Genomic DNA, 23,978 nt, shown 5'->3' with positions numbered 1-23,978 from the left:
GTTATGATTGAAAGTTAAATCTATAGCCCTTTCGGGCAATGCCCCGAGCCGCCGCACAGGTCACGGCGCGCCGATAAACTCCCCTCGCGGACAGGTCGCCCGTTTGCGCCCCAAAGAGGTTTCAAGCGACCCTCGCGGGTAATTCTTCCGGGTTCGGCGAGGCGTGTCGAGCGCCCGGCGGGCGGCCGGGCCGCGTCGGCGCCGGACCGGACCGGCGCGCGGTCCGCGCCCGCGGCGCGGGCGGTGGCCGGCGCACGGCCGGCGGGTGGTTGGCGTTTCACCCCGCCGAGGCTACTCTCATAAATCACCGAACGGTGAATTTACGTGACAGGGCGGCGGTCATGGGAGAGGCGGTCACCGGACGGCCCGGCCGACGGCCGGGCCGCAGCGGCAGCAGAGAGGCGATCCTGCGGGCGGCGCGGCTGAAATTCGCCGAGTACGGCTACGAGCGGACGACGGTGCGCGGCATCGCCCGCGAAGCGAAGGTCGACGCGGCGCTCGTGCACCACTTCTTCCGGTCCAAGGAAGGGGTGTTCGCCGCCGCCGTCCACGAGGCGGTGCGCCCGATGGAGTTGCTGCCGGTGCTCGCCGGGGATCCCGCCACCTCGGGCGAGCGGCTGCTGACGACGGTCCTCGGCCTGTGGGAGTCGGCCGAGCGGCACGACGCGCTGCTGGCGGTGATCCGGTCAGCGGTCTCGCACGAGACGGCCGCCGGGATCCTGCGGGAATTCCTCGGCCGCGAAGTGCTCGGCCCGCTGGCCCAGGCACTGGCCGAGCCACAACGCGCGCTGCGCTCTGCCCTGTTGGGCTCTCAGCTCATCGGTCTGGTCATGGCCCGCTACATCATCCGCGTCGAGCCGCTGGCATCCGCGAGCACGCCGTCGCTGATCGCCGTGTACGCGCCGGTGATCCAGAATTCCCTCACCGGCGACCTGCCGCTCCCCCGCACGGCCGACCGTCCTGGCGGCGCGGGCTGAGCCGCGCCCGGCCCGGTCCTTCACCATTCGCCGCGCAGTACACCGGTTCGTGATTCACCATCGCCGCGCAAAGCCTTTACGCGAGCTACGCGATCCGGGCCGGTGATTCGCCGTCACAATGGTGATTTAGCGTCATATCGAGCCAGCCCGGGGCCCGTTGGCCATGCATCGACCGCGCGCGAATCTTGGTGTAGCGTCTGCCGCCAAGCAGCGTGTCCTTCAGGGGAAAGGGCCCGAAGAGAAGCCTGCCCCGAACACCTTTGCCGCATTCATCGGCGAATGCACAAAAGGGTAACGGGACAGCTCGGCTCCGGGTATCGCCCCAGGTCTTCGCCCTGCGCGTGTCGCAGTCGCGTCGATACGAGGAGTCACAGGATATGGTCACGGTCGCGGCATTCGACAGCCGTAAGAAGGCCCCCGCGCTCAGCGGTGCTTCCCGTCTTCTGCTGGTGCTTTTCTCGGTATTGGTGCTTTTCACGGTGGGGTTGCTCCTGGCGCGCGGCACTTCCGCCGCCGCTCCCATCCCCGGTTCCCCGCTGGACGCGTACGACAAGCAGGTGCCCTACGACATGGGCGTCCACAAGATCGCGAGACTCGCGGCTCTGATCGCGTATGTGCTGATGGTGGCCACCGTCGTCCTCGGTGTGCTGCTGCGGCTGAGATTCCTGCAGCACGCGGTCAACCGGGCCACCTTCTACGGCGCGCACATGACGCTGGCGCTCTCGGCGATGATCTTCGGTGTCGTGCACGGCGCGACCTTTTTCTACCAACCGGTCTGGCGGATCGGCGGCCGTGAGCTGACCGTGCCGTTCACCGGCGGTGTGCAGCGGCTCCCGGTGGGCTTCGGCATCCTCGGCACCGAACTGGCCATCGCCGTGGGATGTTCGGTGTGGCTCCAGCGCAGACTGGGCTACCACCGCTGGCTGCGGACTCATCAGTTCGCTTATGTGGCCTTCGGGTTGATCTGGCTCCACGTCTTCCTGGTGCACCCGGAGCCGCGCCATCTGAATCTGGTGTCGGTCGGCATCGCCACCGGCGCGGGCACGGTGTTGCTGGCCTTCCTGATCCGCGCCTTCCCGTCCCGCTCCCGGCTCAGACAGCGCACCTACCTCGGCAGGCCGGGAGCCGCCGAATGATCCAGCCGCCTCCCCCGGGCCGTATCCCCCCGGCGCCCTGGCCACCGGGTCAGTCCCCCGCCGCCCGGCCCACCACACCGGTCGTCGTCCACCAGGGCCGCCCGGCCGCTCGCACCGCGCCGCCGCTCCCCCAAGCCCCCATCGCCGCCGAGTCGTTCGCGCCTGCCAGGCCCGTACTGGTGCCCGAGGCGGAGCCGGTACGGATCAGCGTCGACAACAACCGGTGCCACATCTACGGCATCTGCCAGCAGGAGGCGCCCGAGGTCTTCCGGATCGCCGAGAGCGGTTCGCTGCACTACACGCGCAGCGTACCCGCCGACTACGCGGCCAAGGCCCGCCAGGCGGCGCGGTGTTGCCCGATGCAGGCCATCACCGTCCACGGCGGGCAGAGCCCGTCCGGCGGTCCCGCCGCGATCGGGCGGCGGGCGGCGAGGCCGCTGCGCAGCGGCTCCGCGGCGCGGGCGAGCCTGCGGCGGATCGTCGTCGCGGGCGCCGGGCTCGCCGGGCTGAGCGCCGCGACCCGACTCAGGGAGCGCGGTTTCGACGGGGAGTTGGTGATGGTCGGCGAGGAGCCGCACCGGCCGTACAGCCGTCCGCCGCTGTCCAAGCAGTATCTGTCGGGCCGGCTCGCCGAGCAGCAGTTGCCCTTCCGGGCGGACGCGGCGCTGGACGCGCACTGGCTGCTCGACACCCGGATGACGGGGCTGGACCTGGCGAAGTCCGCGATCGAACTGCGCGGCGGGGAGTATCTGCCGTTCGACGGGCTGGTGGTGGCGACCGGTGTGGACGCCAAGCGGCTGCCCGAGGCGCCGGTGTTCAGCGACCGGGTCCGTACCGTCCGCACGATCGAGGACGCGGCGGCGATACGGCGGGCGATGCACGCGGCGCGCGCCCGTCGGGTGGTGATCCTCGGCGGCGGCTTCATCGGCTGCGAACTCGCCTGCACCGCGCGGGAGAACGGGATGGACGTGACGCTCGTCGTCCACAGCGCGCCGCTGCTGCGCCGGGTGCTCGGCGCCAGGGTCGGCGCGGTGGTCGGCTCGCTCCAGCGCCGCGCGGGTGTCGACGTCCGCCTCGGCACGAAGATCACCGACTGGCAGGACCACGGCGACGGGCTGCGGCTGCGGCTCGACGACGGCGCGGTCCTCGACTGCGACTTCGTGGTGCTCGGTCTCGGCGGCCAGCCCCGTACCGAGTGGCTGCGGGGCAGCGGTCTGGAGATCTCCGACGGCGTGCTCTGCGGGCCGACCTGCCACGCGGTGGACCAGTGGGGCAGGACCACGCCGCATGTGGTGGCGGCCGGGGACGTGGCCCGCTGGCCGAACCCGCGGTTCGACACCGAGCCGCGCCGGGTCGAACATCTCATCCACGCCGTGGAGATGGGGCAGCACGCCGCCGACTCGTTGCTGCGCGGCCCCGGACGCGCGGCGCGCTTCACTCCGGTGCCGCGCTTCTGGTCGGAACAGCACGGCATCCGGATCCAGGCGGTGGGCATCCCCGCGCTCGGCACGGACACCGAGGTCATGGCGGGCTCGATGCGCTCCGACCGCTTCCTCGTCCGCTACTCCCGGCAGACCGCGTACGGTCCGCAGATCGTGGCGGCCGTCGCCTTCGACATGCCGCTGGAACTCCTGCGCTACCGCGACCAGATCGGACGCACCCTGCCCCATACCCGGCCCACCGGCGGGAGGGGGCGCCGATGAGCCGTCGCGGCGTCAACCGCAGGCGTCGTTCCGGGCTGCTGCTGTCCGGCGGGATGCTGTCGTGGCTGCTCAGCGTCCCCGCCCGGCTGCACCTGCGCTGGCTGATGATCCTGCTCGTGATGACGGCGGCGATGGCGGCGTACGGCAGGGTGCTGATCACCGCGGCGCCGATGCCGCCCAGCAAACCGCCGGGCGTCCGCTCGGGTTCCCCCGCGTCCCCCACCTACTCGATGCCGCCCGCGACCTCCAGCCCGCCAGACGTGCACTGAGCCGGCGCCGGCGCGGACCGACCCCCGCCGTCCCCGTCAGGACGGCGGGTTTCCCGTCGCGCCCGCGGTGAAGGGGGTGACCACGAACTCGTTGTCACAGTTGGTGATCTTCCCCGGGAAGACCAGCGACGCCCTGCTGCCCGGCGGGTAGATCCGCAGGCTCGTGGAGGTCGGCAGGCAGGTCCCCTGCTGGTTGACGGTGTGGATGGTGTCGCTCGCGGACTCGCCGGGCCGCAGCACGACGGGCCCGTGCGGGAGATTCTGGTACGTGGCGGGGGCGCCGATCTGCTTGCCGTTCGCGTCCAGCAGCGACAGGCCGGGGAAGCCGGTGACATGGCAGACCGTATCGCTGTGGTTGGTGAGCAGCAGGTAGCGGTAGAGGTTGCCCGCGCCCGCGTCGCCGTCGCCGAGGGAGGCGGTGAGCTGCGCGGCCGTGCACAGCGGTGTGGCGGCGGAGTCGGTGCCGGTGCTGGTGCTGGTCGGCGAGGTGGGCGGGGTGGTCCCTGACGGCTCGGACGTGACGGTCGTACCGTCGCCCGGGCCCTTGGTGGGCGTGGTCCGCGTCGGGGTGGGCGCGGGCGGCGGCACGACGGGCGGGGTCGTCGGTCCGGGGGCCGTGGTGACGGGCCCGCTGCTGTTGGCCGGTGTGGGGACGACCTCCTGCGAGTCGTCCCTGTTGAGCGCGCCGGCCACGTAGAAGGCACCGGTGATGACGGCGGCGGCGAGCGTGCCGCCGACCATCGCGCGGGAGCGGCGGCGCCTGGCCGCGCGGCGGCGGATCAGCTCGAACGAGCCCGCGGGCGGCGGCAGATAGACCGCGGGCGGGCGCAGCAGCGGCTCCAGCGGGTCGAAGGGCTCCCCGCCGGGACCGTCGTCAGACAGTCCGGTCATGGTGTTCCCCCAGCCTGGCGCGCAGCAGTTCGCGGGCCGCGTGCAGGTCGGCCTTGACCGTGCCCTCGTTCCGGCCGAGCAGCGCGGCCACCTGCTGTACGGGCAGGTCCGCGTAGTAGTACAGCAGTGCCGGGTCGCGCAGTCGCTCCGGGAGGGACTGGACGAGCATGCGCACCGAGGGGTCGCTGCTGTCCTGCTGCTCCTTCACGGCTTCCTCCGTGGTGAATCGGCGCATGGCGCGGCGCTCGCGCTCCAGTCTGCGCCAGTGGTCCCTGACCAGGTTGGCCGCGGTCACATAGAGGTATCCGCTGGGCTCCTCGACCTTGGTCCAGCGCGCCCACAGCCGGGTGAAGGCCTCGGACGCGATCTCGTGCGCGGTCCCGTCGTCGTCCACCAGACGGCGGCACCAGCCCGCCAGGCGCGGATAGACGGCCTCGAACAGCTCGGCGGCCGCGCGCTCTTGGGACCGGATGGCCGCTCTCCTCACTCGTCGTCCTCGTGGTGATCGTCGTCTGCCCCGGTGGCGCCGGGGCAGACCTCCCGGGCCGCCCGGTGCCGTCCGCCCCGCCCCGGCCCCGGTTCGGGGCCGGCGCCGGGGACGTACGCGCGGACCGGGTCCGGTGCGTACGAGCGGTCGGTGTCCGGACGGCGGACGGGTGCGGGGTCCTGTTCAGGTTCCCGCTCCCGACGACAGGGACGCGTAGACGATCACGTTGTCCTGATAGCCGCTCCCGGTGATCCGGGTGCCGCCACAGGTGATGAGACGCAGAGCGGGGTGGTCGACGTTCCCGTACACGCGGTCCGTCGGAAATCGCGCTTTGGCGACCGTCTGGACGGAGTCGACGGTGAAGGCGGCCGTGGCGCCGTCCTTGAGGCCGATCTCGATCCGGTCGCCGGCGGCGAGCTCGGACAGGTGGCGGAAGACGCCGTCGCCGTACTGTCCGACCGTGACGTGGCCGAGGATCACCGAGGGTCCGGTGACGCCGGGCGTCGGCGAGCCGCTGTACCAGCCCGCGGGCGAGCGCGCCTCGATCGGCGGTACGGCCACGGTGCCGTCGGAGTTGAGCCCCAGTGACATCACCGGGGTGTCGACGCCGATGGCCGCGATCCGCAGCCGGACCGGGACCGAGCGGGCCAGCGGTACGGCCCCGGTGGTCGCCGGGGTCGTACCGCCGGACGACGGCGTCGAGGTCGCGGACGCCGAGGCGGACGGTGTCCGCTCCGTCCCGCCCGGGGTGGCCCGAGCGGGCGGGTCGGACTGGCAGCCGCTCAGCAGCACCAGTACGGCGGCGGCGAGCACGCACCAGGCCCGTACCGGGACGGAACGGCTGAGGGAGGTGACGGTCGGCAACGGTCAGTCCTGTGCCCGGCCGTGCGACCTGCGGCGCATCCCGGTGACCAGGCCGAGGGCGCCGACGGCCAGCACACCGGCGCCGGCCAGCGCGAGGGTGTCCTTGTCGTGGGTGCCCGAGGAGTGCGCGGTCTCGGCGAGGCCGGTGTCGGGGGCGCCGCTGGGTACGGCGGTGACCTGCGAGCCGGAGCCGGAGGACGTGGTGGCGGGCGTCGGCGCGGGCGCGGAGTTGGAGGGGTTGCCGCCGGTGCCCGCGACGAGCGGGGTGACGGAGAACTGGTTGTCGCAGTTGGTGATCTTCCCCGCGAAGACCAGCGACGCCTTGTTCCCCGGCGGGTAGATCCGCAGGCTCGTGGAGGTCGGCAGGCAGGTGCCTTGGTGGTTGATGGTGTGGATGGTGTCGCTCACCTTGCCGCCGGGGCGCAGCACGACCGCCGCGTAGCCGTTGTGCTCGCGGGTGGCGGGCGCGCCTATCTGCTTGCCGCTCGCGTCGAGCAGTGACAGGCCGGGGAATCCGGTGAGGTGACAGGTGGTGCCGCTGTGGTTGGTCAGCACCAGGTAGCGGTAGAGGTTGCCCGCTCCGGCGTCCTCACCGCCGAGGGACGCGGTGAGCTGGGAGGTGGCGCACATCGGAGTGCTCGATGTGTCGCTCGCGGGGGCGACGGCGGTCGCCGGGGACGCTCCGAGTACGGCGAAACTGGCCGCGGTCGAGAACGCGGCGGCGCCGACGGCGAGTGAACTCATGCGCATGTCCGGTCTTCCCTTCTCCCCCCGGCTGCCGCGCTCCGGAACGAGCGCCGGCCGGGCCGTAAGGGGATTCGCAGGGGAGAGACGACGCGGGGTGGCGCCGGGTTGTAAAGAGATTGCCAAATCAATCGAGCGGCGAGCGGCGGCACTTCGCACACGGCGTTTCCCGCGCCGCCTCCCGGCGGGTCCAACGGCGGGCCTGGCAGGATCGGTTGCCATGGGCGCGCATCAGTGGGGCACGCACGCGGTGACGTTCGCGGCCGACGGCGTGACCAAGCGGTTCCCGGCCACCGCCCACGAGCGCGCCGTGCGCGAGTGGCGGGCGTTGACGCTGCTCGACCGGCACGCGCCGGGGCTGGCGCCGCGGCCGTACTCCTTCGACCTGGGCGACGCGGGGCCGGTGGTCTCGATGTCCCTGCTGCCCGGAGTGCCGCTCCGGGGCGCGCCGTTGGACGGCGAGCGGCTGACGCGTCTCGCGCGGACGGTGAACGCGCTGCACAGCGCGCTGCCCGCCGACGTCCTCGCGCGGGTGCCCGTACGGCCGGAAGGCCCGGCCGAACTCGGCGCGCGGCTGCGCGGTTGGGCGCCGCGGGTGCGGGGACGGGTGGACGCGGCCGTGGAGGGCGCTGTCGACGCGGGCCTCGCCTGGCTGGAGGCGTCGGGCCCGGACCGTACGGAACAGACCGCCGTGCCCGCGGTCTTCGGCCCCGGTGACGGCAATCTCGCCAACTACCTCTGGGACGGCTCGCGTGTGCGGGTCGTGGACTTCGAGGACTCCGGCCGCAGCGACCGCGCCTATGAACTGGCGGAGATCACCGAGCATGTGGCGAGCTGGGTGGAACACCCGCTGGACGTCGCGGCGTTCCTGTCGCACGTCGAGCTGACGGCGGCGGAGACCGTACGGCTGCGGGACTGCCGACGGCTGATCGCGCTGGTGTGGCTGTTCCTGCTGTCCTTCGAGGACCTGGCCTCGGGAGATCCCGCCGCCCGGCGCAATCCGCCGGGTACGGCGCGGCGGCAGGCGGGCCGTCTGCTGGCCCTGCTCGGCTGACCGGCCGTACGCCCTCGCGCGGACGGTCCGCCGAGCGCGGTCTCACGGCCGCGGCCACTGCCGCCCTTCGCGGGACTCGATGCTGCGGTTGAAGCGGGCGAGCATGTCGCTGAGGAGTTCCACATCCTGCGGCGACCAGTCGGTCAGGACGCTGTCGATGCCCGCGATGTAGAACGCGCGGTCGGCCGCGAGCCGTTTGGCGCCCTCTTCGGTGATGCGGAGCTTGCGGGCGAGGCCGCCGTCGGGGTCGGGGACGCGCTCGGCGAGGTCGGCCCTCAGGAGGGCGGCGGTCTGCCGGTTGACCGTCGAGGTGTCGAGCGCGAAGGCGTCGGCGAGCTGTCCGATGGACATCGGGCCCTCCGAGTCGAGGCGCGCGAGCAGCAGATACGCGGACTTGTCCAGCCGCTCGGCCGAGCTGTCCCGGCGCGTCAGCACATGGTGGCGGGCCACCAGCATCAGTTCCCGCTCCAGCCGCTCCAGCACACCGCCTCCGCATGACGTATGGACGCACGACGTGGGACGTACGAACCCGGGGCGCGCGCCGTGACGTCCGTGCTCCCGCCCCCCGAGAGTACCCACGACCTGGGCAATGTGCGTGACGCACATCCTATGTATCATGCACATCTCCCTGCCCACGTCGTCCACGGCCCGCGGCCCGACGACCCCCACCGAAGGCGACGACATGTCCGACTCAGCAAGCGGCACCGGCATACCGGCAGCCGGTCACACCGCCGGTGTCCACCGGCCCGCGAGTGGCGCGGTCGTCGCCGTGCTGGCCTTCGCGGGCATCGTGGTGGCCCTCATGCAGACGCTGGTCGTCCCGCTGCTGCCCGAACTGCCCGGCCTGCTGCACGCCTCGGCCTCCGACACCTCATGGGTGATCACCGCGACCCTGCTCGCCGGAGCGGTCGCCACCCCGGTCACCGGACGGCTCGGCGACATGTACGGCAAGCGCCGCGTCCTGCTGCTCAGCCTCGGTCTGCTGGTCGTCGGCTCGCTGGTCTGCGCCTTCACCTCGTCGCTGGTCCCGATGGTCGTGGGCCGGGCGCTCCAGGGCGGCGCGACGGGCGTCATCCCGCTGGGCATCAGCATCATGCGTGACGAACTGCCCGCGGAACGGCTCGGTTCCGCGATGGCGCTGATGAGCTCGTCGCTGGGCATCGGCGGCGCGCTCGGCCTGCCCAGCGCCGCGCTGATCGCGCAGCACGCCGACTGGCACGCGCTGTTCTACACCTCCGCGGGGCTCGGCGTGGCGGCGATGGCGCTGGTCCTGTTCCTCGTGCCGGAGTCCCCGGTGCGCACGCCGAGCCGGTTCGACGTGCCGGGCGCGATCGGGCTGTCCGTGGGCCTGGTCTGCCTGTTGCTGGCGATCTCCAAGGGCGGCGACTGGGGCTGGGCCTCGGGCACCACGCTGGGACTGCTGGCCGCGGCCGTCGTCGTACTCGTCGGCTGGGGCATGTTCGAACTGCGCACCACCGCGCCGCTGGTGGACCTGCGCACGACGGCCAGGCCGCAGGTGCTGCTCACCAACATCGCCTCCGTCATGGCCGGTTTCTCGCTCTTCGCGATGTCGCTGGTCCTGCCCCAGCTCCTCCAGCTCCCCGAGGAGACGGGGTACGGGCTCGGCCGGTCCATGCTCGTGGCCGGTCTGTGCCTGGCCCCGTCCGGGCTGGTGATGATGGCCGTGTCGCCGCTGTCGGCGCGGATCTCGGCGGCCCGCGGCCCGCGCGTGTCCCTGATGATCGGCATGGCGGTCGTCGCGGTCGGCTACGGGCTCGGCCTGTTCCTCACCCACGCCGTGTGGCAGGTGGTGGTCGTCGCCTCCGTCATCGGCTGCGGGATCGCCCTCGCCTACGCGGCCATGCCCGCGCTCATCATGGGCGCGGTGCCGCTGGCGGAGACCGCCGCCGCCAACGGGCTCAACACCCTGATGCGGTCCATCGGCACCTCGTCGTCCAGCGCGGTCGTCGGCGTGATCCTCGCCCACATGACCACCACGTACCACGGCGCGCCGCTGCCCTCGCTCAGCGGCTTCCGGGTGGCCTTCGCCGTCGCCTGCGGCGCGGCCGTCGCGGCGCTGTTCATCGCCGCGTTCATCCCGGCGCGGCACGTGCGCGCCACGGGCGGCGGTACGGCGAAGGTCCCGGCACCGGCGCCGGCGGACGAGCCGGTCTGAGCGGTCCTCGGCCGTACCCGGTCCGAAGATCTCAGGACGTCCCACAAGGTCCCAGAAGCTCAACGTGAGGTCGACCTTCAGGGCAGGATCACCGCGCGGCCGTTGATCTTCCCGGCGTGCAGCCGCTCGTAGGCGAGCGGAGCGTCGTCCAGGGAGTACGTCTCGACGTGGACCTCGACCGCGCCGGAGCGGGCGAGGTCGAGCACCTCGATCAGCTCGGCGCGCGAGCCCCAGTAGGGGGCGCGGACGGCCGCGTCGTAGGCGACGGTGCCGAAGCCGACCGTGGCGCTGCCGCCGCCGATGCCGACGATCGTCACGTCGGACTCGACGGCGGCGCACGCGGTGGCGGTGGCGACCGTGGGGGCGGCGCCCACGAAGTCGAAGACGGCCTGGGCGCCGACGCCGTCGGTCAGCGCGCGGACCCGGTCGGCCGCGTCGGCGTCGGACAGGACGGTCTCGTGGGCACCGACCGCGCGCGCCAGCTCCAGCTTCTCGTCGCTGACGTCGAGGGCGATGACGCGGGCCGGGCTGAGCACGCGCAGCAGCTGCACGGCGACGTGGCCGAGGCCGCCGGTGCCGATGACGACGGCGGTGCTGCCGGGGACCAGCTTCGGCAGCGAGGTCTTGATCGCGTGGTACGGCGTGAGGCCCGCGTCAGTCAGCGGCACCGAGGCGACGGGGTCGAGGTCACCGAGCGGCACCAGGTGCCGGGGGTCGTCGACGATCATGTACTCGGCGATGGCGCCGGGCGCGCCGAGGCCGGGCGGGCGGATGCCCAGCTCCTCGGCGCGCAGACAGTAGTTCTCCTTGCCCTGCGCGCACATCAGGCAGCCGCCGCAGCCCCACGGGCCGTAGACGGCGACCGACTCGCCCGGCTCCAGCCCGCCGACGCCCTCGCCGAGCGCGGCGACGGTGCCCGCGCCCTCGTGGCCGAGGGTGAGCGGCAGCGCGAAGGGCAGGGCCTCGGCGGGCCAGCTCATGACGGCGATGTCGGAGTGGCACACCCCGGCCGCCGTGACCTTGAGCAGCACCTGGCCGGGGCCCGGCTCGGGGCGCGGGACGGTCACCACTTCGGGGGCGGCGCCCACGGTGCGGTACTGAACCGCCTTCATCTCGGCCTGCGGCTCCGCCGTCGTCCCGGCCTGAGTCGTGGCCGTCGTCCCTTCAGGGCTCGCTGATGTCGACATTCGGTGACCTCTCTCCGGCTCTCGCTCCCCCGCTTCGGTTCCCGGTCCCGCCGGGACCCCGCTCCCGGCTCTTCGATTTTCCCCCGGTCCCGCCCGCCCCGCTCAGCGAACGCGGAAGGCCCCCGGCGGGTCGCCGGGGGCCTTCGGGCCTACGAGGTCGCTGGTGGGGTGCTTACGCGACGGTGCCGGATGCGGAGATGACGACCTTGGCGGAGGGCGTGCCGCTGCGCGAGCCCTTGCCCTCGATCTGCTTGACCAGTTCCTCGCCCTCGACGACCTCGCCGAAGACGACGTGCTTGCCGTCGAGCCAGTCGGTGACCACGGTGGTGACGAAGAACTGCGAGCCGTTGGAGTTCGGCCCGGCGTTCGCCATCGACAGCAGGAACGGGCGGTCGTGCTTGAGCTTGAAGTTCTCGTCCGCGAACTTGTTGCCGTAGATGCTCTTGCCGCCGCGGCCGTCGCCGCTGGTGAAGTCGCCGCCCTGGAGCATGAAGGACGGGATGATCCGGTGGAACGCCGAGCCCGCGTAGCCGAAGCCGTGCTCGCCGGTGGCCAGCTCACGGAAGTTCCGCGCCGTCTCGGGCACGACGTCGTCGAAGAGACGGAAGACGATCCGACCGGCCGGAGCGCCGTCAATGGAGATGTCGAAGTACACGTTGTCCATGGGCACCATCCTTGCATCCCCAGCGGGAGACGCCGCGCCCAGAGCGGCCCACCACGGCAGATCCGCAGGTCACAGCCGTACCGGAGGTGCCCCAGGGCCTCCGGGGGCGACCGGGGCCCTCGGAAGGCCGACCGGGTCAACCTCGTCGCCTTGCCCGTGCGACCGGTGGCAAACTGCGCGGGTCCGAACTGTGCCGGATGCGTTTCGGTCATGGCACGTCGGCAAGACGCCCCGTTGACGACAGACCTGGGAAAAACGTCCGCAGGTGTCACCGCGCACCGCGGGCGACCTCCCCGGACCGTCGCCGTCCGTTGCGACCCGATGTCGAATTCCTGGAGATCAGATGGCCGCTGACAGGCCGCCGCCGGGTGGTGGGCAGCGCTCCACGCAAACGCCCCCCACCGGTATGCGAGCGCTTCGGGCCCCCTTCACGGCCGCCGCCGTACGCGCTCTGGTGCGGGAGACCGTGGCCGCCGACCCCGAGCCGTGCGATCCCAGAGCCATGGGCGACGCGGTGCTCGCCACCTCGGAACTCGCCACCAACGCCATCGTGCACGGCGGCGGTATCACCCACTGCCAGGCCCGCCTCGTACCGCTCGGCGTCGAGGTGAGCATCGACGACCTGAGCCCCGCGCTCCCCCGCCTCACCGAACGCCCGCCGGGCACCGAAGCCCCTTACGTAGGCGGCGGATTCGGTTGGCGTCTGATCCAGCAGCTCGCCCTGCGGGTGACCGTCACCCCGCACGACCCCGCGCCCGACGGCACCCCGCGCGGCAAGCGGATCACCCTCATCCTGCCGCTGTACTGAACCCGGCGCGCGCGGCGGCCCACACCTCCGCCGCAGCGCGCACGAATCGCCCCAGGTGGGCCCTGCTACGGCGAGTGGCGGGTGCCGCGCTGGTCGTACCGGTACACCGGCGCCAGGTCCGTCACCATGGCGGCCTACCTCGCCCGGATAGTCCGGCAGCCCAGGACCGCCGTGGAGCATCACCACGGGCGTCCGCCGCGTGGTGTCCCCAGCGCCGTCCACCGCAGCCGCGCCCCGTCCGTCATCGACACCAGGCCGCGCGTCTCGATCAAGGTCACGACGCAGAAGCTACCGGTGTCCCTGACGGTTCACCGAAGGGTGAGAGAACGGCGGCGCCCGCCGGGACCCTTGACCTTGACCGGAGGTGAAGGTCGACAGTGCCGGTGGAGACCAGCCGACGAGCGGAGCCCACGCGGCTCCGGCAGGAACCGGACGAGAGGACCCACCCATGGACGACGACGCCCTCGTGGCGGAGCAGATGGCGTACTACCGGGCGCGGGCGGGCGAGTACGACCGGACATACGCGCAGTACCAAGAACTGCGGGACCTGCTGGAGGTGGTCGACGAACTCCCCATCACCGGGGACGTGCTGGAGTTGGCCTGCGGAACGGGCCAGTGGACTCCGAGGCTCGCGGCGCGGGCGCGGTCGGTGACGGCGGTCGACGCGGCGGCCGAGGTGCTGGCCATCGCCCGTACCCGTACCGGGTCCTCCACCGTCCGGTTCGTCGAGGCCGACGTGTTCGCGTGGCAGCCGCCGCGCCGCTACGACACGGTCTTCTTCGTCTTCTGGCTCTCCCACGTCCCGCCCGCCCGGCTGCCCGGGTTCTGGGGCACCGTCGCCGCCGCGCTCGCCCCGGGCGGCAGGGCCGTCTTCGTCGACGACGGCCCGGGCGCGGCGACGTACGAGGACGTCCTCACCGGCCATGCGACCCCGTCGGCGCTGCGCAGGACCGACGACGGCGGTCGGTACCGCATCGTCAAGGTGTTCCACGACGCCCGGACGCTCACCGACGACCTCACCGCGCTGAAGTGGTCGGTCAGCGTCCGTACCAGGGCCGGGTTCCTCGTCGGCGTCGCGGAACCGCCGCCCGGCGCGGGCCCCGCACCGACGGCGTAAACGGCGTGACCGGTGGTCGGGCTGGCGCGAGACTGGCCGCATGACCGTTACGGATGCCAAGACCGACCTGCGCTTCTACCTCCAGTCCGCGCGCGACGCCCTGCTGTGGAAGCTGGAAGGGCTCTCGGAGTACGAAGTGCGCCGCCCGATGACACCGACCGGCACGAATCTGCTCGGCCTGGTGAAGCATGTGGCCAGCGTGGAGTTCGGCTACCTCGGCGACACCTTCGGGCGGCCCTCGGGCGAGCCGTTGCCCTGGCTCGACGCGGGGGCCGAGGCGAACGCGGACATGTGGGCCGCCGCCGACGAGTCACGCGAGTACATCGTGGGCCTCTACCACCGGGCGTGGGCCCATGCGGACGCGACGATCGACGCGCTGGCCCTGGACGCGACCGGCCGGGTGCCGTGGTGGCCCGACGGCCGGGACGAGGTGACATTGCATCACGCCGTGGTGCGGGTGATCTCCGATACCCACCGGCACGCGGGGCACGCGGACATCCTGCGCGAACTCACCGACGGTGCGGTGGGCATGAACAAGAACAACGGCAGCCTGCCGCCGGGCGACGCGGCCTGGTGGGAGAACCACCGTGACCGCCTGGAGCGGGCGGCCCGGGAGGCCGACGCGTGAGGCCGTAGGACCGTCGTTCACCGACCGCCCGGCGCTGACGGCACGCGCGCGGCCTCAGTCGGCCGCGACCGCCTCCGGCAGGTCCACGGGGCGGTCGCTGCTGTCCGCGATGGCCAACGCTGGCCGGCACGGGGTTCTCGTCAAGTCGGCCGTCGTGATGGAGCGCCTCGGGCAGACCGACAGCGTCGCGCTGGACAAGACCGGCACGCTCACCGAGGGGACGCCCCGCGTCACCGACATCCGGCCGCTGCCCGGCAGCGGCCTCGAAGCGGACGCCCTGCTCCGGCTCGCCGCGTCGGCCGAGCACCCCAGCGAACACCCGCTGGCCCGCGCGGTGGTGGGCGCGGCCCGCGAGCGCGGCCTTCCGCTGTCCGCCGCCGACGGCTTCACCTCGGCCCCCGGCCAGGGCGTCACGGCCACCGTCGACGGCCGCACGGTCCAGGTCGGCTCCCCCGCCCGCCTCCTCCCCCTCGGGACCGGCGAGGCGGCGCGGGACGGGCTGCGGGACGGCGTGCGCGAGGCAGTGCGGGAGGTGGAGGCCGCCGGGCGTACGGCCGTCGCGGTGCTGCGCGACGGTACGCCGCTGGGAGTGCTGGGCATCGCGGACCGGCTGCGCCCGGACGCCGCCGCCACCGTCGCCGCCCTCGCCCGTATGACCGACCTCCCCCCGGTCCTGCTGACCGGCGACAACGTACGGGCCGCCCGGCAGTTGGCCGCAGAGGTCGGCATCACCGACGTACGCGCCGGCCTGCTGCCACAGGACAAGGCAGCGGCCGTACGCGCGTGGGAGGCACGCGGTCGCAAGGTGCTGGTCGTCGGCGACGGCGTCAACGACGCGCCCGCGCTGGCCGCCGCACACACCGGCGTCGCCATGGGCAGGGCCGGGTCCGACCTCGCGCTGGAGACCGCCGACGCCGTGGTGATCCGCGACGAGTTGGCCACCGTCCCGGCCGTCGTGAAGCTCTCGCGCGCCGCCCACCGTCTGGTGATCCAGAATCTGACGATCGCCGCGGTGTTCATCGCCGCCTTGGCCGTCTGGGACCTGACCGCCGCTCTCCCGCTCCCCCTCGGGGTCGCGGGCCACGAGGGCTCCACTCTCGTCGTCGCCCTCAACGGCCTCCGGCTGCTGCGCGACACCGCCTGGACCCGGCCGTGAGGCGGCCGGTCTCGGCGCGTCTGCTCTGCCGACAGCGGGTGTGTTAGCGTCGCTCGCTCACTTTCACAGAGCGATCAGTGCGGGGGCGTCATGAAGCTTCTCCTTACCGACTCCGGTGTCAAGAACGCCAGCATTCTGGCGGCGCTCCTCGATCTCCTGGGCAAACCGATCGCCGAGGCCAACGCCCTGTGCATTCCCACCGCCGGGTACGGGGGCCCGTACGGCGATCCGGGCGGGCCGTGGCGTTTCATCAGCGGACAGTCCCTTCACCCCATGACCGGGCTGGGCTGGAAGTCGGTCGGCGTACTGGAGCTCACGGCGCTGCCCGGCATCGACACGGAGCGGTGGGTCTCCTGGGTCCGGGAGACGGACGTCCTGCTGGTGAACGGCGGCGACGCGCTGTACCTGTCTCACTGGATGCGGGAGTCCGGCCTGGCCGACCTGTTCCCCTCGCTGCACGACACGGTCTATGTGGGGCTCAGCGCCGGGAGCATGGTGCTGACTCCCCGCGTCGGGGAGCACTTCGTCGCCTGGCAGCCGCCCACCGGTGACGACCGCGCCCTGGGAGTCGTCGACTTCTCCCTTTTCCCGCACCTCGACAGTCCGGGCTGCCCCGAGAACACCATGGCCGAGGCGGAGCGGTGGGCCGCCTCGCTCAAGGCCCCGGCGTACGCCATCGACAACCAGACCGCCATCAAGGTGACCGACGACGGCGTCGAGATCGTCTCCGAGGGGAACTGGAAGCTGTTCAACGCGGCGCCGTGACCTGCTCGACCGTGAGCACGATCTTGCCCTGGAGGTGTCCGCGGGCGGCCCGTTCGTGCGCCGCCCGCGCGCGGGCGAGCGGGAAGGTGCTGTCGACGGCGACGCGTACCGTGCCCGCGTCGAGCAGGCGTCCCAGTTCGGCGAGTTGCGCGCCGTTCGAGCGGACCTGGGCGGTCGAGACGGTGACGCCCAGCCTCGCGGTCTCCTCGGCGTCGAAGTCCCCGGGAAGCACGGGGAATTGGGCGCCGCCGCGCTTGAGGGTGCGCAGGAACCGCCTGCTGTCGGGGCCGCCGACGGCGTCGAGTACGAGGTCGACGTCGTGCACCAGTTCCTCGGGACGGCTCTTGGTGTAGTCGATGAACCGGTCGGCGCCGAGATCGCGCAGGAACGCCTCGTGCGCGCCGGACGCCACGGCGGTGACATGCGCGCCCTTCCACTTCGCCAACTGCACGGCGAAGTGCCCCACGCCGCCCGCGGCACCGTTGACGAGCACCTTGCTGTCGGCGTCGAGCGCCGTCGGGCGGTGCCGCGCCGCCTGGAAGGGCGAGGGATGGTCGTGTCCTGCCTCGATGAGGAACTGCCACGCCGTGAGCCCGGCCATGGGCGCCCCGGCGGCGTGCACGTGGTCGATGCCGTACGGCTTGCGCGCGAGGTCCGACGCGGGCGCGGCCACGTACTCGGCGTAGGCGCTGCCGTGGAAGCCGGGGAAGCGCAGAAGACCGAAGACCTCGTCGCCCACGGCGAGGTCGTCCACGTCCGGAGCGACGGCTTCGACGACACCCGACACGTCCGTTCCCGGAACGGCGGGCAGCCTGACGGTCGACTCCGGCTCCCCCGGCACCGAGGTCAGCCCGCCGCGCAGGTACCAGTCCGGAGGATTGACGCCCACCGCGTGGACGCGGACGAGCACCTCGCCCGGTCCCGGCTCGGGAATAGGCACCCGGTCCTCACGCAGCACCTCGGGGCCGCCGTGCTCGTGCAGCCGGATCGCCCGCATCGTGTCTGACGGCATCTTCGTGGGCATCGTAATCTCCTGCCCCCACCGGGGGATACGCTGAACGGATCAGTGGTCCACCTATCCGAACCACTGATCCGAATATATGGACCACTGATCCGGATAGTCAAGAGGGACCCATGCGCGCCGACGCCAGGAAGAACCGCGACCACCTGCTCGACGTCGCGGGCGCCGTCATCGCCGAGCAGGGTGTCGACGTCTCGCTGCGCGACATCGCCCGCAGGTCCGGCATGGGCCTGGCGACACTGCTCCGGCACTTCCCCACCCGGGAGGCCCTGCTCGAAGCCCTGCTCCACACGAGCTTCGGTGAACTGACGGCGCGGGCGGCCGACTTGGAGACACAGGGGTCACCCGAGGACGCCCTCGTCTCGTGGCTGCGCGACTGCGTCGCCTGGACGACCGAGTACCGGGGTGTGACCGTCCTGATGGCCGCCGCCATCGAGGACGCCGAATCCGCGCTCCACGCCTCGTGCGTCACCCTGCGCGCGGCCGGAGCGCGGCTCCTCACCCGCGCCCAGGCCGCGGGCGTGGCACGCGACGACATCGACGGCGCCGACCTGTTCGCCCTCGTCGCCATGCTCGCCTGGCTCGGCGACCAGCCCTCCCTCGCCCCCCGCGCCGACCACCTCTTCGACGTGATCGCGAGCGCGATCCTCACGAGCGAGGACAGCGCCGACACCGGCCGGCAACCACGCCCCCCGGTCCTCGGCTGAGGCCGTCGCGCCGGGGTCCGCGACGGGCTGGTCCGCACGCGTCACCGTCCACGCGGGCTCGGCGATGCCGCCGCACAGGAGCGGGCCGTCAGCGGATCAGCGGCGTCGCCGCGATCGTCGGAGGCGGCCCGGCGCCGTACGGGCCACTTGGACTCCAGGTGCCCCAGGGGGTGGGCGGCGGCGAGGACGGAGCGGGCCGTCTCCCAGTCGGTGTGGTCGTCGCCGGTGATGTGGCGCAGGTAGGCGACGGTGACCTGCTGGACGAGAGCGACGCGGCCGGGGTCCTCGTCGGTGGTCTCGGCCGACCGGTAGCCGGAGATGCCGCCGAGGAAGTGCTCGCCGCCGCGGACGGTGAGCAGGCTCTTGTCGCCTCGGCTGAGCGTGTAGGGGTCGGTGGTCCACGCCGGACCCCGGGTCGAGAGGGGGAGGTCGTCCTTGTCGCCCGCGACGACGAGTCCGGGGGCGGTGATGTGGGAGAAGTCCTGGTCACGGAGCCAGGGAAGGCGCTCGTGGGCGAAGGGGGTGAGTTCCGCGCCGCCCTTGCCCGCGGTGGCGAGCTGGACGCTGGCCATGACCCGCGGGTCGGACAGGTCTTCGGCGAGGCCGGTCCGCGGGTCCTTGACGCGCAGCCCCACCAGGATGCCCGCGGTCTGACCGCCGAAGGAGTGTCCCGCCGCGACGACACGGCCGTGGTCGGTCCGGCCCGCCAGGCCCGGCACGGACGCCTCCAGCGTTCCGAGTTCGTCCAGGACGCGCTTCATGTCCTGGACGCGGTAGCGCCACAGGTCGGGCGTACGGGGGTCGTCCCCGGCGAGGCCGAAGCGCTTGGAGTCCAGATGGGTGGCCTGGACGGTCACGAAGCCGTGCGCGGCCCAGTGGTCGACCAGCGGCCCGTAGCCGTCCAGGTCGGAACCGAAGCCGTGCGCGAACAGCACGATCGGCAGACGGGTGCCGGTGACCGGGGCGGAGATCCGTACCCGCAGGTCCGCGCCTCGGTGCGGCGCGGGCAGGACGAGCGGCTTGACCGAGACGGTCGGGGTGGGCGCGGGGCCGGTGAGGCCGGTCGCCGAATACGTGGTCATGCGTGTCTCTTTCGGAGGTGCGGGCGTGCGGGGGTGCGAAGGTGCGGGCGGGCGGGCATGCGTGCGGTGCCTCGGGAAGCGGGGCTCTCCGGGAGGAAGCTCCGGGAGAAGGGCGCATTGGTTACGCTAAAACCTGACGTTGACGTCAAAGGCAAGTGGCTGTGACGCGGATCGCAGGGACGTGGAGTGGGACATGCGCATCGGGGAACTGGCTCGTCGCACGGGCGTCAGCACCAGGGCGCTGCGGTATTACGAGGAGCAGGATCTGCTGGTCTCCGAGCGCAGCGACAGCGGCCAGCGCCACTACGCGGAGGCCGCGGTCGACCGGATCAATCTGATCCGGGAGCTGTACGCGGCCGGTCTGTCCAGTAAGATCATCGCCGCGCTCACGCCCTGCGTCATCGACGGCCGGGCCACGCCCGAGCTTCTGGATCGCCTCACGGTCGAGCGTGATCAGATCGACCGGCACATCGCGGATCTGACACACACCCGCGACCGGCTCGACTCGGTCATCGCCGGCGCCTCCGTGAACCTGCGCACCGGCGCGTCCTGCCGACAGGACACGTCCGGCTAACGGTGTCGCGCCGGTCCCGCGGTGGCACTCTTCATCCCCCCATCGCCCGCCGACTGACAAGCGGCCTGGCGCGATTCCAGGGTGCGACGGGGGCACCCACGCGTCACGCGGACGACCGCGCAGAGTGCCCGCCCTGCCACCCAGGGTGCCGCCACGTTGGCGCAATGTCGCTGTCGTAATTCCCCTGCATGGTTGGTGCATGGTCCAGCGCGAAGATCGCCGGGACCCACTCTGACTAGGGGGATACGCAGTGACGCTCAGCCGCAGACAACTGCTCGGTACCGGAGGCAGCCTGGCCCTGACCGGTGCGCTGGCCGCCGCCTGCGGGTCGAACAGCGGCCGGGACGACGGGGGTGGCAAGGGCGGCAAGGTCACCTTGCAGCAGTGGTACCACCAGTACGGCGAGGCGGGTACGGAGCAGGCGGTGCGCCGGTACGCCGACGCGTACACCGCGGCGAACGTCAAGGTGCAGTGGCGGCCCGGGGACTACGATCAGCAGACCGCCGCGGCGCTGCTCACCTCGTCGGGACCGGACGTCTTCGAAGGCGGCCCGACGCTGGACCAGATCCAAGGCGGCCAAGTGGTCGACGTCACCGACCTGGTCGGCCCGGTGAAGGCCGACTTCAACCCGGCCGTGGTGACGACGTACGGGGACAGGATCTGGGGTGTCCCGCAGGTCATCGACATGCAGCTCCTGTACTACCGCAAGAGCCTGCTCACTGCCGCGAACATCGCGCCGCCGACCACGCTTGACGAACTGGTCGACGCGGCGGCGAAGTTGACCACCAAGAAGGTCAAGGGGCTGTTCCTGGGCAACGACGGCGGCGCCGGGGTGCTCGGCGGTACACCGCTCTACGCCGCCGGGCTCAGCCTGGTGACCCCGGAGGGCACCGTCGGCTTCGACGACCCGGCCGCCGCCCGCACCCTGGCCAAGTTCCACCGGCTCTACGCCGACAAGTCGCTGCTGTTGGGCGCGCCGACCGACTGGTCCGACCCCTCGGCGTTCATCCAGGGGCTCACCGCGCTCCAGTGGTCCGGACTCTGGGCGCTGCCCGCGGTCAAGAAGGCCCTGGGGGACGACTTCGGAGTGCTGCCGTTCCCGAAGGACGGCGCGGCGGGCAAGCCCACGGTGCCGGTCGGCGCGTACAGCTCGGCCGTCAACTCCCGCAGCAAGCACCAAGCCGAGGCCAAGGCGTACATCAAGTGGCTGTGGATCGACAGGACCGAGTACCAGGAGGACTTCGCGCTCTCCTACGGCTTCCACATCCCGGCCCGGATCTCGCTGGCGAAGAAGGCGGCCAAGCTGCGGGAGGGCGCGGCGGCCGACGCCGTCTCGTACGCCACCGACCACGGCTTCTCGCAGCCGCTGTTGTGGACACCGGCCAGCCAGACCGCGTACCAGGACGCGCTGAGCCGCATCATCAAGGACGGCGCGAACCCCGACACGGAGCTCAAGTCGGTCGTGCGCAAGACCAGTTCCGAATTGCAGCGGGTCCGGAAGAAGTCGTGAGACACCGCACGCTGTGGTTCTGGGTCTTCGTCGGACCATTCGCCGCCGGGCTCGCGCTGTTCACGTACGTGCCGCTGTTGTGGAGCGTCTATCTGAGCTTCTTCGACGCGCACAACACGGTGTCCCCGCACCGCTTCGTGGGCCTGGGCAACTACGCGGACGTCCTCGGCGACCAGGCGTTCACCGACAGCCTGCGCACCTTCGGGGTGTTCGCGCTGTTCATCGTGCCCGCCACCTACGCGCTCTCGCTCGCCCTGGCGCTGATGGTGAACCGGCTGCGGTACGCGCAGGCGTTCTTCCGTTCGGTGTTCTTCCTGCCGGCCGCCTGCTCCTACGTGGTGGCGGCGCTGATCTGGAAGCTGTCGATCTTCAACGGTGTGCGGTTCGGCCTGGCGAACACCGTCCTGGGCTGGTTCGGCGCCGACCAGACGGCGTGGCTGTCCACCACCCACCCGCCGTGGTACTGGCTGGTGATCGTGACCGTACGGCTGTGGTTGCAGGCCGGGTTCTACATGATCCTCTTCCTCGCCGGACTCCAGCGCATCCCGGCGCAGTTGTACGAGGCGGCGGCGGTGGACGGCGCGCGGCCCGGCTGGCAGGTCTTCCGCCACATCACGTTGCCCCAACTGCGGGCCACCTCGGTGGCGGTGGCGCTGCTGCTGGTCATCAACGCCTTTCAGGCGTTCGACGAGTTCTACAACCTGCTCAGCGACTCCCGCGGCTATCCGCCGTACGCCCGGCCGCCGTTGGTGTACCTGTACACCACCGCGCTCGGGCGGGGGCAGAACCTGGGCGTGGGCAGCGCGGGCGCCGTCGTCCTCGCGCTGATCATCGCGGTGGTCACCGTCGTCCAGGCCCGCTGGTTCGGGCTCGGCAGGAGGGAGGACTGACATGGAGCAGGCCCTGCTCAGGTTCGGGCGCGCGGTGCGCCTGGTGCTGCTCGTGGTACTCGCGCTGCTGTTCCTGATCCCGTTCTACCTGCTGGTGCGCAACGGCCTGTCGGCCGAGCAGGACATCACCTCGCCCGAGTGGACGTTCTTCCCCACCCACCTCCAGTGGTCCAACATCCGCGAGCTGTTCGACGACCCGGCGGTGCCGATGGCCCGGTCGCTGCTCAACTCGGCCATGATCGCGGTCACCACGACGGTGGGCACGGTGGTGCTGGCGTCGCTGGCGGGATACGGACTGGCCCGTATCCCGTACCGCTGGTCCAACCAGGTGTTCTACGCGATTCTCGGCACGCTGATGGTGCCCGCCGCGGTCACCTTCGTGCCGAGCTTCGTGCTGGTGTCCTCGCTCGGCTGGATCTCCACGCTGCGCGGCCTGATCATCCCGACGATCTTCTCGGCGTTCGCCTGCTTCATCTTCCGGCAGTACTTCCTGGGCTTTCCCGGTGAGTTGGAGGACGCGGCGAAGGTCGACGGACTCGGCTACTGGCGCACCTATTGGCGGATCGTGGTGCCCAACTCCCGGCCGGTCTTCGCGGCCGTGTCCACGATCGTCTTCATCGGCGCCTGGAACGCCTTCCTGTGGCCTCTGGTCATCGGCCAGGACACGTCGTCCTGGACGGTGCAGGTGGCGCTGTCCACCTTCACCACCGCCCAAGTGGTCAACATCCACGAGCTGTTCGTCGCGGCGGCGGTGTCGATCCTGCCCCTGCTGCTGGTCTTCCTGCTCCTCCAGCGGCACATCGTGGCGGGCATCGAACGCTCCGGCATCGACGACTGAGCCCCCGCCGGGAGTCGCGGCGGTACGCCCGCGAGCCGGTCAGCGGACGTCGCGGACCGCGGCCAGGCCGCGGTCGTAGAGGTCGAGGATGTCGCCCTCGCCGTCACCCTCGATCCAGGTCGCGGTGGCGGCGTCGAAGCAGCCGAAGGCCGTGGCGAGGACGGCGCGGACCTGTACTCGGTCGGCGCCCGAGGCTGCCAGCCTGGCTTCGAGGAGCGGGAGCAGTTCCTCCTGGCAGCGCACGCGCTTTCCGAGGTAGGCGGCGCGCAGCGAGTCGGTGCGGTGGATCAGGCGGAAGCGCTCCAGGGCCTGTTCGGGACCGGTGTGGACGGAGAGCGCGGCCTTGAGGGCGGCGCGCAGGGTCTGCCAGGCGTCGGCGTCGGCGGGCTGCTCGCGGACGGTCTCCGTCAGGAGGGTGACGAACTGCTCCTGGCTGCCGCCGATGAGGTCTTCCTTGGTGCCGAAGTAGCGGAAGAGGGTGCGCTGCGAGACACCGGCCTCGCGGGCGATCTGCGCGATGGTCGTCTCGTCGTACCCCTGCCGTGTGAACAGCCGCAGGGCGGTGTCGAGGATCTCCCGGGCCGCGAGCTGCCGCGTCCGGTCCCACAGTGTGGGCGCGGCCGGCCCCTCGCCCGTTGTTCCCTGCGTCATGACATCACCTTAGCGCGGCCTGCCATCATGGCATTCACACGACATTTGGCAGTCACTGCCATACGGGCGTACGGTGACA

The 23,978-nt window shown here is 71.9% G+C and carries 25 protein-coding genes and 1 pseudogene; 16 read left to right on the top strand and 10 right to left on the bottom strand.

All coding sequences use genetic code 11. The features are described 5' to 3' along the window. Window positions 1–341 precede the first annotated feature (341 nt). The 4 genes from ACIO6U_RS19230 (at window position 342) to ACIO6U_RS19215 (ending at window position 4,085) form a co-directional block, all read left to right on the top strand. Window positions 342–977 carry a TetR family transcriptional regulator gene (locus tag ACIO6U_RS19230; RefSeq protein WP_355334808.1) on the top strand — a complete coding sequence of 212 codons (636 nt, stop codon included), beginning with the start codon at window positions 342–344 and terminating at the stop codon, window positions 975–977. Between the two features lie 377 nt (window positions 978–1,354). After that, complete coding sequence (locus tag ACIO6U_RS19225) at window positions 1,355–2,113, top strand: ferric reductase-like transmembrane domain-containing protein (RefSeq protein ID WP_401720538.1); 759 nt, start codon at window positions 1,355–1,357, stop codon at window positions 2,111–2,113. Beyond that, window positions 2,110–3,816 (top strand): FAD-dependent oxidoreductase, encoded by a 1,707-nt coding sequence (locus ACIO6U_RS19220; RefSeq protein ID WP_401720535.1) that lies wholly within the window; start codon window positions 2,110–2,112, stop codon window positions 3,814–3,816. The genes ACIO6U_RS19225 and ACIO6U_RS19220 overlap by 4 nt, the downstream gene beginning before the upstream one ends. Next, on the top strand, window positions 3,813–4,085 hold the full coding sequence (locus ACIO6U_RS19215) for a hypothetical protein (protein ID WP_401720533.1): 273 nt from the start codon (window positions 3,813–3,815) through the stop codon (window positions 4,083–4,085). The genes ACIO6U_RS19220 and ACIO6U_RS19215 overlap by 4 nt, the downstream gene beginning before the upstream one ends. A gap of 36 nt (window positions 4,086–4,121) precedes the next feature. Here the strand turns inward: ACIO6U_RS19215 and ACIO6U_RS19210 are convergent, their stop codons facing one another. The 4 genes from ACIO6U_RS19210 to ACIO6U_RS19195 form a co-directional block, all read right to left on the bottom strand. Beyond that, a complete protein-coding gene (locus tag ACIO6U_RS19210; RefSeq protein ID WP_391047704.1) occupies window positions 4,122–4,976 on the bottom strand; it encodes a DUF4232 domain-containing protein in 855 nt (284 codons plus the stop codon). Further along, a complete protein-coding gene (locus ACIO6U_RS19205; protein WP_355334821.1) occupies window positions 4,960–5,463 on the bottom strand; it encodes an RNA polymerase sigma factor in 504 nt (167 codons plus the stop codon). Before ACIO6U_RS19205 ends, ACIO6U_RS19210 begins: the two co-directional genes overlap by 17 nt. A 183-nt stretch (window positions 5,464–5,646) precedes the next feature. Then, entirely contained in the window at window positions 5,647–6,327 is a 681-nt protein-coding gene (locus ACIO6U_RS19200) for a class F sortase (protein WP_355334824.1), read from the bottom strand. A gap of 3 nt (window positions 6,328–6,330) precedes the next feature. After that, complete coding sequence (locus tag ACIO6U_RS19195) at window positions 6,331–7,077, bottom strand: DUF4232 domain-containing protein (RefSeq protein WP_401720528.1); 747 nt, start codon at window positions 7,075–7,077, stop codon at window positions 6,331–6,333. A 214-nt stretch (window positions 7,078–7,291) separates the two neighbouring features. Between ACIO6U_RS19195 and ACIO6U_RS19190 the strand changes: the two genes are divergently transcribed. Then, window positions 7,292–8,125: a phosphotransferase gene (locus ACIO6U_RS19190; protein ID WP_401720525.1), complete on the top strand. Its 834-nt coding sequence runs from the start codon at window positions 7,292–7,294 to the stop codon at window positions 8,123–8,125. Window positions 8,126–8,167: 42 nt separating this feature from the next. Here ACIO6U_RS19190 and ACIO6U_RS19185 read toward each other — a convergent pair whose 3' ends face one another. Beyond that, the gene (locus ACIO6U_RS19185; protein ID WP_391048211.1) at window positions 8,168–8,581 is read right to left on the bottom strand and encodes a MarR family transcriptional regulator; all 414 of its coding nucleotides are present in this window, start codon (window positions 8,579–8,581) and stop codon (window positions 8,168–8,170) included. A 226-nt stretch (window positions 8,582–8,807) separates the two neighbouring features. On the opposite strand from ACIO6U_RS19185, the gene ACIO6U_RS19180 reads away from it, so the two are divergent. Beyond that, window positions 8,808–10,301 (top strand): MFS transporter, encoded by a 1,494-nt coding sequence (locus ACIO6U_RS19180; protein WP_401720929.1) that lies wholly within the window; start codon window positions 8,808–8,810, stop codon window positions 10,299–10,301. A gap of 77 nt (window positions 10,302–10,378) precedes the next feature. On the opposite strand, the gene ACIO6U_RS19175 is transcribed toward ACIO6U_RS19180, so the two are convergent. After that, entirely contained in the window at window positions 10,379–11,413 is a 1,035-nt protein-coding gene (locus ACIO6U_RS19175) for an NAD(P)-dependent alcohol dehydrogenase (protein WP_401720926.1), read from the bottom strand. 247 nt (window positions 11,414–11,660) lie between these two features. Continuing rightward, complete coding sequence (locus tag ACIO6U_RS19170; RefSeq protein WP_355334835.1) at window positions 11,661–12,152, bottom strand: peptidylprolyl isomerase; 492 nt, start codon at window positions 12,150–12,152, stop codon at window positions 11,661–11,663. A 406-nt stretch (window positions 12,153–12,558) separates the two neighbouring features. Here ACIO6U_RS19170 and ACIO6U_RS19165 point away from each other — a divergent pair, with 406 nt between their 5' ends. From ACIO6U_RS19165 to ACIO6U_RS19145, 5 genes and pseudogenes are all read left to right on the top strand, one after another. Beyond that, window positions 12,559–12,960 (top strand): ATP-binding protein, encoded by a 402-nt coding sequence (locus ACIO6U_RS19165; protein WP_355334838.1) that lies wholly within the window; start codon window positions 12,559–12,561, stop codon window positions 12,958–12,960. A 448-nt stretch (window positions 12,961–13,408) separates the two neighbouring features. Next, a complete protein-coding gene (locus ACIO6U_RS19160; protein ID WP_401720521.1) occupies window positions 13,409–14,077 on the top strand; it encodes a class I SAM-dependent methyltransferase in 669 nt (222 codons plus the stop codon). 40 nt (window positions 14,078–14,117) lie between these two features. Then, on the top strand, window positions 14,118–14,705 hold the full coding sequence (locus ACIO6U_RS19155; RefSeq protein ID WP_401720518.1) for a DinB family protein: 588 nt from the start codon (window positions 14,118–14,120) through the stop codon (window positions 14,703–14,705). Window positions 14,706–14,787: 82 nt separating this feature from the next. After that, window positions 14,788–15,861, top strand: a pseudogene (locus ACIO6U_RS19150) (HAD-IC family P-type ATPase); the annotation flags it as partial. A 90-nt stretch (window positions 15,862–15,951) separates the two neighbouring features. Further along, the gene (locus ACIO6U_RS19145) at window positions 15,952–16,626 is read left to right on the top strand and encodes a Type 1 glutamine amidotransferase-like domain-containing protein (protein WP_401720515.1); all 675 of its coding nucleotides are present in this window, start codon (window positions 15,952–15,954) and stop codon (window positions 16,624–16,626) included. Here the strand turns inward: ACIO6U_RS19145 and ACIO6U_RS19140 are convergent. After that, on the bottom strand, window positions 16,610–17,638 hold the full coding sequence (locus ACIO6U_RS19140; RefSeq protein ID WP_401720923.1) for an NADP-dependent oxidoreductase: 1,029 nt from the start codon (window positions 17,636–17,638) through the stop codon (window positions 16,610–16,612). The two genes, ACIO6U_RS19145 and ACIO6U_RS19140, sit on opposite strands and share 17 nt — an antisense overlap. A gap of 122 nt (window positions 17,639–17,760) precedes the next feature. On the opposite strand from ACIO6U_RS19140, the gene ACIO6U_RS19135 reads away from it, so the two are divergent. Beyond that, a complete protein-coding gene (locus tag ACIO6U_RS19135; protein WP_401720513.1) occupies window positions 17,761–18,354 on the top strand; it encodes a TetR/AcrR family transcriptional regulator in 594 nt (197 codons plus the stop codon). Between the two features lie 41 nt (window positions 18,355–18,395). Here ACIO6U_RS19135 and ACIO6U_RS19130 read toward each other — a convergent pair whose 3' ends face one another. Further along, window positions 18,396–19,436 carry an alpha/beta hydrolase family protein gene (locus ACIO6U_RS19130; RefSeq protein WP_401720510.1) on the bottom strand — a complete coding sequence of 347 codons (1,041 nt, stop codon included), beginning with the start codon at window positions 19,434–19,436 and terminating at the stop codon, window positions 18,396–18,398. Window positions 19,437–19,629: 193 nt separating this feature from the next. Here ACIO6U_RS19130 and ACIO6U_RS19125 point away from each other — a divergent pair, with 193 nt between their 5' ends. From ACIO6U_RS19125 to ACIO6U_RS19110, 4 genes are all read left to right on the top strand, one after another. After that, window positions 19,630–20,010 (top strand): MerR family transcriptional regulator, encoded by a 381-nt coding sequence (locus ACIO6U_RS19125; RefSeq protein WP_401720507.1) that lies wholly within the window; start codon window positions 19,630–19,632, stop codon window positions 20,008–20,010. Between the two features lie 250 nt (window positions 20,011–20,260). After that, window positions 20,261–21,520, top strand: a complete 1,260-nt coding sequence (locus tag ACIO6U_RS19120; protein ID WP_401720505.1) for an ABC transporter substrate-binding protein — start codon at window positions 20,261–20,263, stop codon at window positions 21,518–21,520. Further along, a complete protein-coding gene (locus ACIO6U_RS19115) occupies window positions 21,517–22,410 on the top strand; it encodes a sugar ABC transporter permease (RefSeq protein ID WP_355334860.1) in 894 nt (297 codons plus the stop codon). Before ACIO6U_RS19120 ends, ACIO6U_RS19115 begins: the two co-directional genes overlap by 4 nt. A gap of 1 nt (window position 22,411) precedes the next feature. Further along, complete coding sequence (locus tag ACIO6U_RS19110; protein WP_401720502.1) at window positions 22,412–23,248, top strand: carbohydrate ABC transporter permease; 837 nt, start codon at window positions 22,412–22,414, stop codon at window positions 23,246–23,248. 39 nt (window positions 23,249–23,287) lie between these two features. Here ACIO6U_RS19110 and ACIO6U_RS19105 read toward each other — a convergent pair whose 3' ends face one another. Beyond that, entirely contained in the window at window positions 23,288–23,899 is a 612-nt protein-coding gene (locus tag ACIO6U_RS19105) for a TetR/AcrR family transcriptional regulator (protein ID WP_401720499.1), read from the bottom strand. Between the last annotated feature and the right edge of the window lie 79 nt (window positions 23,900–23,978).

This window comes from Streptomyces sp. NPDC087422, from assembly GCF_044744145.1.
Classification (GTDB): Bacteria; Actinomycetota; Actinomycetes; order Streptomycetales; family Streptomycetaceae; genus Actinacidiphila.
This window is presented reverse-complemented; position numbering and strand designations above follow the sequence as displayed.

What these genes read in the sequence shown, in the direction of transcription:
- ACIO6U_RS19210 (WP_391047704.1), bottom strand. Translation starts at nt 4,976, where the DNA reads ATGACCGGACTGTCTGACGACGGTCCCGGCGGGGAGCCCTTCGACCCG.
- ACIO6U_RS19110 (WP_401720502.1), top strand. Translation starts at nt 22,412, where the DNA reads ATGGAGCAGGCCCTGCTCAGGTTCGGGCGCGCGGTGCGCCTGGTGCTG.
- ACIO6U_RS19125 (WP_401720507.1), top strand. Translation starts at nt 19,630, where the DNA reads ATGCGCATCGGGGAACTGGCTCGTCGCACGGGCGTCAGCACCAGGGCG.
- ACIO6U_RS19130 (WP_401720510.1), bottom strand. Translation starts at nt 19,436, where the DNA reads ATGACCACGTATTCGGCGACCGGCCTCACCGGCCCCGCGCCCACCCCG.
- ACIO6U_RS19220 (WP_401720535.1), top strand. Translation starts at nt 2,110, where the DNA reads ATGATCCAGCCGCCTCCCCCGGGCCGTATCCCCCCGGCGCCCTGGCCA.
- ACIO6U_RS19175 (WP_401720926.1), bottom strand. Translation starts at nt 11,413, where the DNA reads ATGAAGGCGGTTCAGTACCGCACCGTGGGCGCCGCCCCCGAAGTGGTG.
- ACIO6U_RS19185 (WP_391048211.1), bottom strand. Translation starts at nt 8,581, where the DNA reads ATGCTGGTGGCCCGCCACCATGTGCTGACGCGCCGGGACAGCTCGGCC.
- ACIO6U_RS19160 (WP_401720521.1), top strand. Translation starts at nt 13,409, where the DNA reads ATGGACGACGACGCCCTCGTGGCGGAGCAGATGGCGTACTACCGGGCG.
- ACIO6U_RS19135 (WP_401720513.1), top strand. Translation starts at nt 17,761, where the DNA reads ATGCGCGCCGACGCCAGGAAGAACCGCGACCACCTGCTCGACGTCGCG.
- ACIO6U_RS19225 (WP_401720538.1), top strand. Translation starts at nt 1,355, where the DNA reads ATGGTCACGGTCGCGGCATTCGACAGCCGTAAGAAGGCCCCCGCGCTC.
- ACIO6U_RS19195 (WP_401720528.1), bottom strand. Translation starts at nt 7,077, where the DNA reads ATGCGCATGAGTTCACTCGCCGTCGGCGCCGCCGCGTTCTCGACCGCG.
- ACIO6U_RS19105 (WP_401720499.1), bottom strand. Translation starts at nt 23,899, where the DNA reads ATGACGCAGGGAACAACGGGCGAGGGGCCGGCCGCGCCCACACTGTGG.
- ACIO6U_RS19155 (WP_401720518.1), top strand. Translation starts at nt 14,118, where the DNA reads ATGACCGTTACGGATGCCAAGACCGACCTGCGCTTCTACCTCCAGTCC.
- ACIO6U_RS19190 (WP_401720525.1), top strand. Translation starts at nt 7,292, where the DNA reads ATGGGCGCGCATCAGTGGGGCACGCACGCGGTGACGTTCGCGGCCGAC.
- ACIO6U_RS19170 (WP_355334835.1), bottom strand. Translation starts at nt 12,152, where the DNA reads ATGGACAACGTGTACTTCGACATCTCCATTGACGGCGCTCCGGCCGGT.
- ACIO6U_RS19165 (WP_355334838.1), top strand. Translation starts at nt 12,559, where the DNA reads ATGCGAGCGCTTCGGGCCCCCTTCACGGCCGCCGCCGTACGCGCTCTG.
- ACIO6U_RS19140 (WP_401720923.1), bottom strand. Translation starts at nt 17,638, where the DNA reads ATGCCGTCAGACACGATGCGGGCGATCCGGCTGCACGAGCACGGCGGC.
- ACIO6U_RS19180 (WP_401720929.1), top strand. Translation starts at nt 8,808, where the DNA reads ATGTCCGACTCAGCAAGCGGCACCGGCATACCGGCAGCCGGTCACACC.
- ACIO6U_RS19215 (WP_401720533.1), top strand. Translation starts at nt 3,813, where the DNA reads ATGAGCCGTCGCGGCGTCAACCGCAGGCGTCGTTCCGGGCTGCTGCTG.
- ACIO6U_RS19145 (WP_401720515.1), top strand. Translation starts at nt 15,952, where the DNA reads ATGAAGCTTCTCCTTACCGACTCCGGTGTCAAGAACGCCAGCATTCTG.
- ACIO6U_RS19230 (WP_355334808.1), top strand. Translation starts at nt 342, where the DNA reads ATGGGAGAGGCGGTCACCGGACGGCCCGGCCGACGGCCGGGCCGCAGC.